Genomic DNA, 13195 nt, shown 5'->3' with positions numbered 1-13195 from the left:
CCATGGGACGTTCCGTTAAAAAGGGCCCGTTTGCAGATGCCCATCTAATTAATAAAGTGAGCGCGGTGCGTGCGACGGGCGACAAGCGCCCGATCAAGACGTGGTCGCGCAGGTCAACCGTACTGCCGGATTTCGTGGGTCTGACCATTGCCGTTCATAACGGCAAGCAGCACGTTCCGGTGTACGTCACCGAGAACATGGTTGGGCACAAGCTGGGCGAGTTTTCTCTGACCCGTACCTTCAAAGGCCACACCTCTGGCAAGAAGGCCAAGAAGTAAAGGAATGAATATGGAAACTCGTGCTGTTTTGCGCGGTGTGCGGCTGTCGAGCCAGAAAGGTCGGCTGGTGGCCGATCAGATTCGAGGTTTGCCGGTCGATAAGGCGCTCAATATTCTGACGTTCAGCCCAAAGAAAGGCGCCGCAATTATCAAGAAGGTACTCGAGTCGGCTATTGCCAACGCCGAACACAATGTCGGTGCCGATATTGACGAACTGAAGGTAAAGACTATCTGTGTCGAAAAAGGCATGGTGCTCAAGCGCTTTACGGCGCGAGCCAAGGGGCGCGGCAACCGGATCGTCAAGCCGACCTGTCACGTTTTTCTGACCGTCGGCAACTGAGGAACAAGAATGGGACAAAAGATTCATCCTGCTGGTTTTCGTCTGGCCGTTACGCGTGATTGGTCGTCACGCTGGTACGCCAACAGCAAGAACTTCGCCGGCATGCTCAACGAAGATGTTCGAGTTCGCGAATTCCTGCGGAAGAAGCTGAAACATGCTTCGGTTGGACGCATCCTCATCGAGCGTCCGGCCAAGAACGCACGCGTTACCGTCTTCTCGGCTCGTCCGGGTGTGGTGATTGGCAAGAAGGGCGAGGAGATCGATCACTTGCGGGGAGCTCTGCAGAAGATCATGGGCGTCCCGGTCCATGTGAGTATCGAAGAAATCCGCAAACCCGAGCTGGATGCGCAGTTGATCGCCGACTCGATTACGCAGCAGCTCGAGAAGCGCATCATGTTCCGCCGCGCCATGAAGCGGGCGATGCAGAACGCGATGCGACTGGGCGCGCAGGGCATCAAGATCATGAGTTCCGGCCGCCTCAACGGTGCCGAGATTGCCCGGCGCGAATGGTACCGTGAAGGCCGCGTGCCGCTGCACACCTTGCGCGCTGACATTGACTATGCAACCTCGGAAGCTCTGACCACCTACGGTCTGATCGGCGTCAAGGTCTGGGTTTTCAAGGGCGAGATTCTCAATCGCCAGGAGCCGGCAACGGTTTCCACCGAGCCGGCACTTGACGACCAGCGCCGTCCCCGTCGCTCCGCTCGCCCCGCTGACCCGGCCGACAGGACACGTACGCTGAAGGCAAGGTCAGACAGCCAGGAAGAGCTTGTGAAGACCGAGGGCGCCGCTACGGAAGCGAAGGCACCCGTGAAACGAGTAAGAAAGGCAGGAACCACAGATGCTGCAGCCAACTAGAAGAAAATACCGTAAAGAGCAGAAGGGCCGTAATACCGGCCTTGCGCTGCGGGGTGCCAAGGTGAGTTTTGGTGAGTACGGGCTCAAGGCGATTGGTCGCGGGCGGCTGACAGCCCGCCAGATTGAAGCAGCGCGGCGGGCCATGACGCGGCACATCAAGCGCGGTGGCCGGATCTGGATCCGCATATTCCCGGACAAGCCGATATCCAAGAAACCCGCCGAAGTCCGGATGGGCAGCGGCAAGGGTAACCCGGAGTACTACGTGGCTGAAATCAAGCCGGGCAAGGTTCTCTATGAGATGGATGGGGTCGCCGAGAGCCTGGCGCGTGAAGCTTTTGCGCTTGCTGCCGCCAAGCTGCCGATTCCAACGGTTTTCGTTACGCGTATGGTGGGTTGATCATGAAAGTCAGTGAACTCAGAGCAAAAACCGTCGACGAGTTGAACAAGGAATTGCTCGACCTGCTGAAAGCCCAGTTTGGCCTGCGCATGCAGCTTGCTACACAGCAGTTGTCGAATAACAGTCAGATTGGCAAAGTGCGTCGTCAGATCGCGCGCGTGCGCACGCTTCTTCATGAAAAGGCAGTTCAACAATGAGCGAGACCACCAGCCACACGCGCACTCTGATCGGGCGCGTCGTCAGTGACCGTATGGAAAAGACCGTCACGGTGATCGTCGAGCGTCGCGTCAAGCACGCCATGTACAACAAGATCATCGTCCGTTCCAGCAAGTACCACGCACACAACGACAACAACCAGGCGAAAATCGGTGACGTTGTTGAAATTCAGGAGTCTCGTCCGCTTTCGAAGACCAAGACATGGGTGGTCACGAAGCTTCTGGAACGTGCTATTGCGATTTAGAGCTTGCTTTTTGTTGCTAAAGCCGCTATAATTCTAGGTTTTCCCGCGCTCGACGGTATTTCGATGTTGAGCGTTCCTCCCCTTGCGGGTTCCAAGACTGACCGCCTCAGCGGGCCAAGTTGGAGTGACAGATGATTCAAGTGCAGAGTACTCTCGACGTCGCCGACAACACCGGTGCACGCTCGGTGATGTGTATCAAGGTGTTAGGCGGATCGAAGCGCCGCTACGCTGGTGTCGGCGACATTATCAAGGTCACCATCAAGGATGCGGCGCCACGTGGGCGCGTCAAGAAGGGTGATGTCTATAGCGCCGTGGTGGTGCGTACCGCCAAGGGCGTACGCCGTCCTGACGGGTCGCTCGTCAGGTTTGACCACAACGCGGCTGTACTCCTGAATAACAAGATGGAGCCGATTGGAACGCGCATCTTTGGGCCGGTGACACGCGAGTTGCGTGGTGACCGTTTCATGAAGATCGTTTCCCTGGCTCCGGAAGTGCTGTAAGGAAGGCCATGGAAAAGATTCGTAAAGGCGACGACGTTCTCGTGATCGCGGGTAAGGACAAGGGCAGGCGTGGAAACGTGCTTCGCCGTGTCGACGCCGAGCATGTCCTGGTGGAGGGCGTCAATCGTGCCAAAAAGCATGTCAAGCCGAATCCGGTCAAGGGTATCGCCGGCGGCATTGTCGAAAAAGAAATGCCGCTGCACATTTCGAATGTCGCGCTCTACAACCCGGTGACCAGAAAAGCGGATCGTGTCGGCTTCAGAACACTTGAAGACAACACCAAGGTGCGTTTTTTTCAAGTCGAATGGCGAAGTGTTGGGGGCCTAAGGAGTAGTCATGGCGCGTTTGCTGGATTATTACAACACCACTGTGGTGAACGAGTTGACCCAGAGGTTCGGGTACAAGTCGAGAATGGAAGTGCCGAGGATCACCAAGGTCACCCTGAATATCGGGGTCGGTGAGGCGGTCGCCGACAAGAAGATTCTGGAGAACGCGATGAGCGACCTGGTCAAGATTGCCGGGCAAAAGCCGGTGAGCACCAAGGCTCGCAAGTCGATTGCCGGTTTCAAGATACGTACCGGCTATCCGATCGGCTGCATGGTCACTCTTCGCGGACCGCGCATGTTCGAATTTATCGACCGCCTGGTTACCGTTGCACTGCCGCGGGTTCGCGACTTCCGCGGCATCTCCGGAAAAGGTTTCGACGGACGTGGCAACTACAACATGGGCCTCAAGGAGCAGATTATCTTTCCTGAAATCGAGTACGACAGGATCGATGCGCTTCGCGGCATGAACATCAGTGTCACTACTACTGCCAAGACCGATGAAGAGGCGCGTGCCTTGCTTGGCGCGTTTAAATTTCCCTTCAGGAACTGAGACGAAATGGCGAAACTCGCTGTGATCAACCGTGGTGAAAAGCGGCGCAAGATGGTTGAAAAGTACGCCAAAAAGCGTGCTGAACTGATAGCCGTTGTGTCCGACCAGAGTCGTTCTGTGGAAGAGCGCTTTGAGGCGCGCTTGAAAGTGCAGGCCTTGCCACGCAATGCCAGCCCGGTCAGGCTCCGTAACCGCTGTTCGCTGACCGGCCGTCCGCGGGGCGTCTATCGGAAGTTCGGTTTGGGTCGTGGCAAGCTGCGCGATTTCGTGATGCAAGGCGAGGTGCCGGGAATGATCAAGGCTAGCTGGTAGGCAGGAGAGAACATAATGAGTATGAGTGATCCGATCAGCGATATGCTGACACGCATCCGAAATGCCCAGATGGCAAGCAAGGGCTCCGTCGCCATGCCGTCTTCCAAGGTAAAAATCGCCATCGCCCAGGTCTTGAAAGACGAGGGCTATGTTGAGGACTTTGCTGTGAGTCCGAATGACGGTAAGCCGGTTCTCGAGATTGGCCTGAAGTATTATGCTGGCCGTCCGGTGATCGAGCGCATCGATCGTGTTTCGAGGCCAGGTCTCCGCATTTATCGAGGTGTAGGTGATATTCCGCAGGTCATGAACGGGCTGGGGGTGGCGATCGTGTCGACACCCAAGGGCGTCATGACTGATCGTAAGGCGCGCGCTAGCCATGTCGGTGGCGAAGTGCTGTGCTTCGTCGCGTAAGGGTTAGCCATGTCCCGCGTTGCAAAGAAACCAATTCTTCTCCCTCCGGGTGTCACCGTCGATCTCTCGGCAGAATCCATCTCGGTCAAGGGTCCTCTAGGTGCTCTGGATTTTGTCTCCCACCCGGCGGTGACCGTCGAGCAGGAGGGCGACAGCCTGCTGTGCAAACCCGTCGATGGGGTGGCTCAATCCGATGCACTTTCCGGAACCGTTCGTGCCGTGGTTGCCAACATGGTCACCGGAGTCAGCAAGGGTTTTGAGCGTAAGCTCAGCCTGGTTGGCGTCGGTTACCGTGCTCAGGTGCAGGGTGATACGCTCAACCTGACCCTTGGCTTTTCGCATCCCGTCGCCTACCAGTTGCCGAAAGGCATCAGTGCTGCGACTCCGACACAGACCGAGATTGTGATCAAGGGGATTGACCGGCAGCTGGTTGGCCAGGTAGCGGCCGAGGTTCGTGCCTATCGCAAACCGGAGCCCTACAAGGGCAAGGGCGTGCGTTATGCGGACGAAGTCGTCGTGATCAAGGAAACGAAAAAGAAAAAGTAAGGGTGCTCAGATGATTGACAAAAAACAGGCGCGTTTGCGCAGATCTCGCCAGACCCGTGCCAAGATTGCCGAACTCAAATCAGTACGTTTGTCCGTGCACCGCAGCAACTGCCACATCTACGCACAGGTGATTTCGGTTTGCGGGACGAGGGTTCTTGCAGCAGCATCGTCGCTGGAGCCGGAAGTACGCAAGACGCTGCCAAACGGTGGAGACATCAGTGCGGCAAAAACGATCGGTCAGTTGATCGCTGAACGCGCGAAACAGGCCGGAATCGACCAGGTGGCATTCGATCGTTCCGGTTTCCGGTACCACGGGCGGATCAAGGCGCTGGCAGATGCGGCGCGTGAAGCCGGTCTCAAGTTCTGATCGCACGGCAAAGAATTGGAGTAATCAATGGCTAAACCGCAAAGCAGGAAACCTCAACAAGCCGAAAAAGCCTGACGACGGCATGCGCGAGAAGATGATCTCGATCAACCGAGTGACCAAGGTGGTGAAGGGCGGTCGTATCCTCGGTTTTGCAGCGCTTACCGTGGTTGGTGACGGCGACGGTCGGGTGGGTATGGGTAAGGGGAAGTCGCGCGAAGTTCCGGTAGCGGTCCAGAAGGCCATGGAAGAGGCGCGCCGGAATCTGATCAAGGTCAGTCTCAAGAGTGGAACCTTGCAGCACACCGTCGTCGGCCATCATGGCGCGTCGAGAGTAATGATGCAACCGGCGCCCGAGGGTACCGGGATCATCGCAGGTGGCGCCATGCGGGCTGTCTTCGATGTGATTGGAATGACCAATGTGGTCGCCAAGGCGCACGGGTCGACCAATCCCTATAACATCGTCCGCGCGACGATCAACGGTTTGCGGGCGATGACCACACCGGCGGAGGTTGCCGCCAAACGTGGCAAAGCCGTTGCCGAAATCCTGGGGTGAGAAATGACTGAGAAGAAAGTGAAAGTGACACTCGTCAGGAGCCTGATCGGCACCAAGGAATCTCACCGCGCGACGGTGCGCGGTCTGGGCCTTCGACGTGTAAATAGTATTTCGGTTCTTGAAGATACACCGGCGGTGCGCGGGATGATCAACAAGGTTTCGTACCTCCTGAAGTGTGAGGGCTGAGATGGAACTCAATACCGTGCAAGCTGCCGATGGCGCACGACCGGCCAAGAAGCGTGTGGGTCGAGGCATCGGATCCGGTCTTGGCAAGACCTGTGGTCGTGGTCACAAGGGGCAGAAGTCGCGCGCCGGCGGTTTTCACAAGGTGGGTTTTGAAGGTGGCCAGATGCCCCTGCAGCGCCGCCTGCCGAAGCGTGGCTTCAAGTCCTTGACCAACGCTCGCAACTGTGAGGTACGCTTGTCGGAGATCGCGCGTTTGCCCGTGGATGAGATCGACCTGGCGACGCTGATGCAGGCCAATCTGGTTTCGCAGCATGCGCTGTCGGCGAAGGTGGTGCTCTCGGGCGAGATCAATCGTAAGATCACCCTCAAGGGTGTCGGAGCGACTGCGGGTGCACGTGCGGCTATCGAAGCTGCCGGCGGCAGCGTTTCGGAATAACGAGCAGGCAAGGGTGATCTTTTTTGGTAACTAGTTCCAGCACGGTCAGCAAAGGTGGAAAGTTCGGCGATCTGAAGCGTCGGCTGTGGTTCCTGCTAGGTGCGCTGGTCGTATACCGGATTGGCGCGCACATCCCGGTTCCCGGCATCGACGCACAGACCTTGAGCGAGCTGTTCAACAAGCAGCAGGGTGGCATTCTGGGCATGTTCAACATGTTCTCGGGCGGGGCGCTTTCGCGTTTTACGATTTTTGCCCTCGGGATCATGCCGTACATTTCTGCGTCGATCATCATGCAACTGATGACGCACGCCAGCCCCCAGCTCGAGGCGCTGAAAAAGGAAGGCGAAGCCGGGCGTCGCAAGATCACGCAGTACACCCGTTATGGTACGGTCTTTCTCGCATTGTTTCAGGGAATTGGAATTGCTGTCGCAGTCGAGTCACAACCTGGGCTGGTGATTGACCCGGGAATGCTGTTTCGCTTCGTTACCGTGACCACACTGGTCACTGGAACGATGTTCCTGATGTGGCTGGGTGAGCAGGTCACTGAGCGTGGGATTGGCAACGGGATCTCGATCATCATCTTTGCCGGTATTGCGGCCGGATTGCCAAACGCCATAGGTGGGCTCCTTGAACTGGTTCGTACTGGCGCCATGCATCCGCTGACGGCAATCGTGATCAGCCTTCTGGTCGTCCTGGTCACTGCGTTTGTCGTTTTCGTTGAACGCGGGCAACGCAAGATTCTGGTCAACTACGCGAAGCGTCAGGTGGGCAACAAGATTTATGGCGGGCAGAGTTCGCACCTGCCACTGAAACTGAACATGGCAGGCGTGATACCGCCGATCTTTGCCTCGTCGATCATCCTTTTCCCGGCAACCATTGCCGGCTGGTTCGGATCGGGAGAGTCGGTGCGCTGGCTGAAGGACATCGCCGGTGCACTCTCTCCGGGGCAACCGATCTATGTCATGTTGTACGCTGCGGCGATCATTTTCTTCTGTTTTTTCTACACGGCGCTGGTGTTCAATTCCAGGGAAACTGCTGACAACCTGAAGAGAAGCGGGGCATTCGTTCCTGGAATTCGACCAGGGGATCAGACCGCACGCTACATCGACAAGATCCTGATGCGATTGACCCTGGTTGGCGCGGGCTATATCACCATCGTCTGTCTGTTGCCGGAGTTTCTGATCCTGAAATGGAATGTGCCGTTCTACTTTGGCGGCACCTCGCTCTTGATCATTGTGGTGGTAACGATGGATTTCATGACGCAGGTCCAGGCCTATGCGATGTCACACCAGTACGAGAGCCTGTTGAAAAAGGCTAACTTCAAAGGCTCACCGGCGAAATAGAATGGCAAAGGAAGACTTGATCGAAATGCAGGGAGAGGTTATCGAGAACCTTCCCAACGCCACCTTCAGGGTGAAGCTCGAAAACGGCCATATGGTGCTGGGTTTCATTTCCGGCAAGATGCGCATGCACTACATCCGCATTTTGCCGGGCGACAAGGTGACCGTGCAACTCACGCCCTATGATCTGAGTCGTGCGCGCATCGTCTTCCGCGCCAAGTGAATGGTTTCTACAAGAATCAACAAAGAATCTACGCAGCAATCCAAGCAACAACCCGGCGACAGGCTGGCTGCGCCTCGGGCCGGGGAATCAGGAGTGAATCATGAAAGTGCTGGCATCTGTGAAACGCATCTGCCGCAAGTGCAAGATTATTCGGCGTCACGGTATTGTGCGTGTGATCTGTATGGATCGACGTCACAAACAGCGTCAGGGTTGATCGCTGCGACCCACCCATGGTGAGTCGTCAGTCGATTGAAGGCATAAACTTGAAGTTTCGATTATTTGGGGTGAATCGATGGCCCGCATCGCAGGCGTAAACCTCCCGAACCACCAGCATGCCGAGATCGCATTAACTGCCATTTACGGTATCGGACGTCCGCGCGCACAGAAAATCTGTGATGCTGCTGGGGTTCAACGTTCAACAAAAATGAAGGACCTGACTGAGGCTGAACTGGATCGTTTGCGTGACCAGATCGGCAAATACAGTGTCGAGGGTGATCTGCGTCGCGAAGTCACGATGAGCATCAAGCGCTTGATGGACTTGGGCTGCTATCGTGGCCTTCGTCACCGCAAGGGCCTGCCGTCTCGTGGCCAGCGGACGCGCACCAATGCGCGTACTCGCAAGGGACCGCGGAAGCCGATCGCCGGCAAGAAATGATGAAAGACTAGGACCTGACCATGGCCAAGACTGCTGCAAAAGTTCGTAAAAAAGTTAAGATCAGAAAGAACGTTGCTGAAGGTGTTGCTCACATCCATGCCTCGTTCAACAATACGATCATCACCATCACCGACCGCCAGGGTAACGCGCTGTCGTGGGCGACGTCTGGTGGGGCCGGCTTCAAGGGTTCACGCAAGAGCACTCCTTTTGCTGCCCAGGTTGCCGCTGAAGCTGCCGGCCGGGTTGCCGTCGAGTGTGGCGTCAAAAACCTCGAAGTTCGTATCAAGGGGCCTGGCCCAGGGCGAGAGTCTTCGGTGCGCGCGCTCAATGCGCTTGGTATGAAGATCACCGCGATCACCGATGTCACGCCGATCCCGCACAATGGTTGTCGGCCGCCCAAGAAGCGTCGGATTTAAGGAGAAAATAGTGGCTCGCAATCTCGATCCGAAATGCCGTCAATGTCGCCGTGAAGGCGAAAAATTGTTCCTCAAGGGGGAAAAGTGCTTCACCGACAAGTGCGCGATCGAACGTCGCTCGTATGCACCCGGTCAGCATGGCCAGAAGTCCGGGCAACGCTTGTCCGACTATGGTGTTCACCTGCGGGAAAAGCAGAAAATCCGCCGCATCTATGGCGTCCTTGAAGGACAGTTTCGCAAGGTGTACAAAGAGGCTGACCGTCGCAAGGGCGTCACTGGTGAGGTGCTGTTGCAATTGCTTGAGGCTCGCCTCGATAGTGTCTGCTACCGCATGGGTTTCGCGGCGTCGCGAGCGGAGTCGCGCCAGGTGGTCAGACATAACGGCGTACTCGTGAACGGTCGGCGCGTAAACATTCCCTCGTACCAGGTTCGCCCCGGCGACGTCGTAGAAGTCTGCGAGAAAGCGAAAGCTCATCTTCGCGTCAAGGCCGCTCTGGTCGCTGCCGAAGCGCGTGGCTTTCCCGAGTGGGTTGAAGTGGACGCCAAAGCGGCAAAAGGCACCTACAAGGCACACCCGGAACGTAGCGAACTGCCGCCGACGATCAACGAAAGTCTCGTCATCGAACTCTATTCGAAGTAGTAGTGGCGAGGCTTGACGGAATCAGGCAAAGGACAGTACATGCAAAGCAGTGGACTATTTAAACCGCGCATCATCGATGTGCAGAGCTTGTCGCCGGTGCATGCACGAGTGGTCATGGAGCCGTTTGAACGCGGTTACGGGCATACTCTGGGCAATGCACTGCGTCGGATTCTGCTGTCGTCGATGCCGGGTTATGCGCCGACCGAGGTCAGCATCGAAGGCGTACTGCATGAATACTCGACCATTGACGGGGTTCAGGAGGATGTGGTCGATATCCTGTTGAACCTCAAGGGGGTCGTCTTCAAGCTGCACAACCGGGAAGAAGTCGTCCTGCAACTCCGCAAGGAAGGCAAGGGCGTTGTTCGGGCTGCCGACATCGATGTCTCGCACGACGTCGAGATCATCAACCCCGAGCATGTCATTGCCCACCTCTCTGCCGGTGGCAAGCTGGCGATGGAAATGAAGGTCGAGCGCTCGCGGGGTTATGTGGCTGGCAACCTCCGCGAGATTGGCGATGGCAGCAAGAATATTGGCAAGCTGATCCTTGACGCCTCGTTCAGCCCGGTTCGCCGGGTCAGCTACGCAGTCGAGAGCGCGCGTGTCGAGCAGCGGACCGATCTGGACAAGCTGATCATGGACATCGAAACCAACGGTGCCATCGAGCCGGAAGAGGCCATCCGGACGGCTGCGCGCATCCTGATGGAGCAGCTTTCGGTGTTTGCCGACCTCGCCGGGACGGCGCTGCCTATCGAGTATCAGAAGACGGTGCAGGTCGACCCCTTGCTGTTGCGTCCGGTGGATGACCTGGAGTTGACGGTTCGCTCGGCCAACTGTCTGAAGGCGGAAAACATCTATTACATTGGTGATCTGATCCAGCGCACCGAGAACGAGCTGCTCAAGACGCCCAATCTCGGTCGCAAGTCGCTGAATGAAATCAAGGAAGTGCTGGCCGCGCGCGGCCTGACACTGGGCATGAAGCTTGAGAACTGGCCTCCCGCCGGCCTCGAGAAATGAGCAGCCGGACAAGAACAGGAAGGAATTGATATGCGTCACCGTTTGGGTCTTCGTAAACTGAATCGTACCAGCGCCCATCGTCTGGCGATGTTGCGTAACATGACCGTTTCTCTGCTTCGTGAAGAAGCCATCAAGACGACCCTGCCGAAAGCCAAGGAGCTTCGGCGCGTCATCGAGCCGATCATCACTCTCGGCAAGAACCCGAACCTGGCCAACCGTCGCCTGGCTTTCGACCGACTGCGCGATCGGGACATGGTGGTCAAGGTGTTCAACGAACTCGGGCCGCGTTATGCGGCCCGCAATGGCGGCTATCTGCGGATTCTGAAGTGTGGTTTTCGCGATGGCGACAATGCACCGATGGCGTATGTCGAGTTGATGGATCGGCCGGAAGTCGACGCCGTCACCGAATAATCGCTTTTGCGGCCGGTCGGCCGAATGAACAATAGCCAGGCTCTGCTTGGCTTTTTTTCGCCGGCAGAATGCATTGGTCATAACTCATGCGTGGCCGGCGACTCGCTTGCGGCCTTGTCGCCGGACTCCTCCAACTGTTGCAGGGCCCACATCTGCGCGTACAGGCCGCCAGCGTCGAGCAGTTTGAGGTGCGATCCGCGTTCGACGATGCGACCGGCGTCCATTACCAGAATCTCGTCGGCATTCATGATCGTCGATAGGCGGTGGGCGATCACCAGCGTCGTGCGGCCACGTGCCGCATTGTCGAGACTCGCCTGGATGGCTTTTTCGGTTTTCGAGTCGAGTGCCGAAGTCGCTTCATCGAAAATCAACACCGGCGGGTTCTTGAGCAGCGCGCGAGCGATGGCGACCCGCTGCTTTTCCCCTCCCGAAAGCTTCAGTCCGCGTTCGCCCACCCGCGTTTCGTAGCCATCGGGGAGCAGTTCGATGAACGCCGCGAGTTGCGCCGCGCTGGCTGCGGCAAGCACCTGTTCGCGGCTGGCTTCGGGCTGGCCGTACTGAATGTTGTAGAAAATGGTGTCATTGAACAACACGGTATCCTGCGGTACGATGCCGATGGCTGCGCGCAGGCTCGCCTGGGTGAGTTGGCGAAGATCGCTGCCGTTGATCCGGACATGACCGCCGCTGATGTCATAGAAGCGGTAGAGCAGCCGTGCCAGGGTCGATTTTCCGGAACCGGACTCGCCGACGACAGCGAGGGTGCGCCCGGCCGGAATCACAAAATCAACGCCGTACAGAATCTGCCGGTTGGACTCGTAGAAAAAGTCCACATCGGAAAAGCGGATCTCCATTGGGCCAGCCATGAGGGGAATGGCGTCCGGCACATCGGCGATTTCCCGGTGCACGGCGAGCAGGTCGAACATGCGCTCGATGTCGGCCAGTGACTGGCGAATTTCGCGGTACACCACGCCGAGGAAGTTGAGTGGCATGTAGAGCTGAATCAGGAAAGCGTTGACCAGCACCAGATCGCCGATGGTCATCGAGCCCGCGACCACACCACTGGCTGCTCGCCACATCATCAAAGTGACCCCCAATGCAATGATGATCTGTTGGCCGAGATTGAGCCAGGACAGGGAGACCTGGCTCCTGGTCGCCGCGTCTTCCCACAGATGCATCTGCTGATCGTAGCGGCGGGCCTCGTATTCCTCATTATTGAAGTACTTGACCGTTTCGTAGTTGAGCAGGCTGTCGATGGCGCGAGTATTTGCTGCCGAGTCCATCTCGTTGAGTTTCCGGCGAATGGCGATCCGCCAGTTGCTGACCTTGACCGTGAATACCACATAGGCCGTCAGCGAAGCCAGGGTGATCAGGACAAAGGCACTGTCGTACCTGACAAACAGGATGATCAGGACGAGCGTGATTTCGACCAGAGTCGGCAGGATCGAATAGAGCGTATAGCTGATCAGACTCGAGATCGATCGGCTGCCACGTTCGATGTCGCGCGAAACACCACCGGTCTGCCTTTGCAGATGAAAGCGGAGCGAAAGCTGGTGCAGGTGGCGGAAAACTTCCAGCGCGATCCGGCGTACGGCGCGTTGTGTGACGCGGGCAAAGAGAATCTCGCGCAGCTCCGTGAACAGGGAGGTCGAAAAACGCAGCGCACCATAAAGCAGCAGCAGCAGGGCAGGCAGGGCAAGTGCCTGTTGCGTGCTGCTCAGACTGTCGATCATCTCCTTGAAAACCAGCGGCACACAGACATTGGCCAGTTTGGCCGTGAACAGACACGAGAGGGCCAGCAAGACTCGCCACTTGTATTGCCACAGATAGGGAAGCAACTTGTTGAGGGTCAACCAGAGATGACTGTCGGCGGCCGCGGGTGACTCGGCTGCAGGGTAGGAAGAGGCGGCACGGCGCATGGTTCTGGCTTGTCGATCGGGTGGCTGATCCCCGGAGTATGCCCTGTTGTCGAGCCAGGT

General features: G+C 57.3%; 24 protein-coding genes and 1 pseudogene. 24 read left to right on the top strand and 1 reads right to left on the bottom strand.

The window, feature by feature from the left end:
* The first annotated feature begins 2 nt into the window (after positions 1–2).
* The 24 genes and pseudogenes from rpsS (at position 3) to rplQ (ending at position 11219) form a co-directional block, all read left to right on the top strand.
* Entirely contained in the window at positions 3–278 is a 276-nt protein-coding gene (gene rpsS / locus E4Q08_RS01035; protein WP_169069030.1) for a 30S ribosomal protein S19, read from the top strand.
* A gap of 10 nt (positions 279–288) precedes the next feature.
* Positions 289–618: a 50S ribosomal protein L22 gene (gene rplV / locus E4Q08_RS01030; protein WP_169069082.1), complete on the top strand. Its 330-nt coding sequence runs from the start codon at positions 289–291 to the stop codon at positions 616–618.
* A gap of 9 nt (positions 619–627) precedes the next feature.
* On the top strand, positions 628–1476 hold the full coding sequence (rpsC, locus tag E4Q08_RS01025; protein WP_169069029.1) for a 30S ribosomal protein S3: 849 nt from the start codon (positions 628–630) through the stop codon (positions 1474–1476).
* Complete coding sequence (gene rplP / locus E4Q08_RS01020; protein WP_034914343.1) at positions 1460–1873, top strand: 50S ribosomal protein L16; 414 nt, start codon at positions 1460–1462, stop codon at positions 1871–1873. The genes rpsC and rplP overlap by 17 nt, the downstream gene beginning before the upstream one ends.
* Before the next feature lie 2 nt (positions 1874–1875).
* Entirely contained in the window at positions 1876–2070 is a 195-nt protein-coding gene (rpmC, locus tag E4Q08_RS01015) for a 50S ribosomal protein L29 (RefSeq protein ID WP_034914340.1), read from the top strand.
* On the top strand, positions 2067–2333 hold the full coding sequence (rpsQ, locus tag E4Q08_RS01010) for a 30S ribosomal protein S17 (protein WP_034914337.1): 267 nt from the start codon (positions 2067–2069) through the stop codon (positions 2331–2333). The genes rpmC and rpsQ overlap by 4 nt, the downstream gene beginning before the upstream one ends.
* 131 nt (positions 2334–2464) lie before the next feature.
* A complete protein-coding gene (gene rplN, locus E4Q08_RS01005) occupies positions 2465–2833 on the top strand; it encodes a 50S ribosomal protein L14 (RefSeq protein WP_034914334.1) in 369 nt (122 codons plus the stop codon).
* Between the two features lie 8 nt (positions 2834–2841).
* Positions 2842–3160 (top strand): annotated as a pseudogene (gene rplX, locus E4Q08_RS01000) (50S ribosomal protein L24).
* A gap of 9 nt (positions 3161–3169) precedes the next feature.
* Positions 3170–3709, top strand: a complete 540-nt coding sequence (gene rplE, locus E4Q08_RS00995; protein ID WP_034914329.1) for a 50S ribosomal protein L5 — start codon at positions 3170–3172, stop codon at positions 3707–3709.
* Between the two features lie 6 nt (positions 3710–3715).
* Positions 3716–4021, top strand: coding sequence for a 30S ribosomal protein S14 (gene rpsN, locus E4Q08_RS00990; protein ID WP_034910027.1), 306 nt, complete (start codon positions 3716–3718; stop codon positions 4019–4021).
* A gap of 15 nt (positions 4022–4036) precedes the next feature.
* Positions 4037–4432, top strand: a complete 396-nt coding sequence (gene rpsH, locus E4Q08_RS00985) for a 30S ribosomal protein S8 (RefSeq protein WP_169069028.1) — start codon at positions 4037–4039, stop codon at positions 4430–4432.
* A 9-nt stretch (positions 4433–4441) separates the two neighbouring features.
* On the top strand, positions 4442–4978 hold the full coding sequence (gene rplF / locus E4Q08_RS00980; RefSeq protein ID WP_169069027.1) for a 50S ribosomal protein L6: 537 nt from the start codon (positions 4442–4444) through the stop codon (positions 4976–4978).
* Positions 4979–4991: 13 nt separating this feature from the next.
* Positions 4992–5345 carry a 50S ribosomal protein L18 gene (rplR, locus tag E4Q08_RS00975; protein ID WP_169069081.1) on the top strand — a complete coding sequence of 118 codons (354 nt, stop codon included), beginning with the start codon at positions 4992–4994 and terminating at the stop codon, positions 5343–5345.
* A gap of 82 nt (positions 5346–5427) precedes the next feature.
* The gene (gene rpsE, locus E4Q08_RS00970; protein WP_248594615.1) at positions 5428–5898 is read left to right on the top strand and encodes a 30S ribosomal protein S5; all 471 of its coding nucleotides are present in this window, start codon (positions 5428–5430) and stop codon (positions 5896–5898) included.
* 3 nt (positions 5899–5901) lie between these two features.
* Positions 5902–6084 carry a 50S ribosomal protein L30 gene (rpmD, locus tag E4Q08_RS00965; RefSeq protein ID WP_034910021.1) on the top strand — a complete coding sequence of 61 codons (183 nt, stop codon included), beginning with the start codon at positions 5902–5904 and terminating at the stop codon, positions 6082–6084.
* A gap of 1 nt (position 6085) precedes the next feature.
* Positions 6086–6520 (top strand): 50S ribosomal protein L15, encoded by a 435-nt coding sequence (rplO, locus tag E4Q08_RS00960; RefSeq protein WP_034910019.1) that lies wholly within the window; start codon positions 6086–6088, stop codon positions 6518–6520.
* A gap of 23 nt (positions 6521–6543) precedes the next feature.
* On the top strand, positions 6544–7863 hold the full coding sequence (gene secY / locus E4Q08_RS00955; RefSeq protein ID WP_034910018.1) for a preprotein translocase subunit SecY: 1320 nt from the start codon (positions 6544–6546) through the stop codon (positions 7861–7863).
* A gap of 1 nt (position 7864) precedes the next feature.
* Positions 7865–8083 (top strand): translation initiation factor IF-1, encoded by a 219-nt coding sequence (gene infA / locus E4Q08_RS00950; protein ID WP_042335087.1) that lies wholly within the window; start codon positions 7865–7867, stop codon positions 8081–8083.
* 100 nt (positions 8084–8183) lie between these two features.
* On the top strand, positions 8184–8297 hold the full coding sequence (rpmJ, locus tag E4Q08_RS00945) for a 50S ribosomal protein L36 (RefSeq protein ID WP_169069025.1): 114 nt from the start codon (positions 8184–8186) through the stop codon (positions 8295–8297).
* A 78-nt stretch (positions 8298–8375) separates the two neighbouring features.
* Complete coding sequence (gene rpsM, locus E4Q08_RS00940; protein WP_034910016.1) at positions 8376–8738, top strand: 30S ribosomal protein S13; 363 nt, start codon at positions 8376–8378, stop codon at positions 8736–8738.
* Between the two features lie 20 nt (positions 8739–8758).
* A complete protein-coding gene (rpsK, locus tag E4Q08_RS00935) occupies positions 8759–9154 on the top strand; it encodes a 30S ribosomal protein S11 (protein ID WP_034910014.1) in 396 nt (131 codons plus the stop codon).
* 10 nt (positions 9155–9164) lie between these two features.
* On the top strand, positions 9165–9794 hold the full coding sequence (rpsD, locus tag E4Q08_RS00930; RefSeq protein WP_034910010.1) for a 30S ribosomal protein S4: 630 nt from the start codon (positions 9165–9167) through the stop codon (positions 9792–9794).
* A 39-nt stretch (positions 9795–9833) separates the two neighbouring features.
* A complete protein-coding gene (locus tag E4Q08_RS00925; protein WP_169069024.1) occupies positions 9834–10808 on the top strand; it encodes a DNA-directed RNA polymerase subunit alpha in 975 nt (324 codons plus the stop codon).
* 30 nt (positions 10809–10838) lie between these two features.
* Positions 10839–11219 carry a 50S ribosomal protein L17 gene (rplQ, locus tag E4Q08_RS00920; RefSeq protein ID WP_169069023.1) on the top strand — a complete coding sequence of 127 codons (381 nt, stop codon included), beginning with the start codon at positions 10839–10841 and terminating at the stop codon, positions 11217–11219.
* 77 nt (positions 11220–11296) lie between these two features.
* Here rplQ and E4Q08_RS00915 read toward each other — a convergent pair whose 3' ends face one another.
* Complete coding sequence (locus tag E4Q08_RS00915) at positions 11297–13135, bottom strand: ABCB family ABC transporter ATP-binding protein/permease (protein WP_169069022.1); 1839 nt, start codon at positions 13133–13135, stop codon at positions 11297–11299.
* Positions 13136–13195: the final 60 nt, after the last annotated feature.

Source organism: Candidatus Accumulibacter contiguus (assembly GCF_012940005.1).
In the GTDB taxonomy this organism is placed as follows: Bacteria; Pseudomonadota; Gammaproteobacteria; order Burkholderiales; family Rhodocyclaceae; genus Accumulibacter; species Accumulibacter contiguus.
This window is presented reverse-complemented; position numbering and strand designations above follow the sequence as displayed.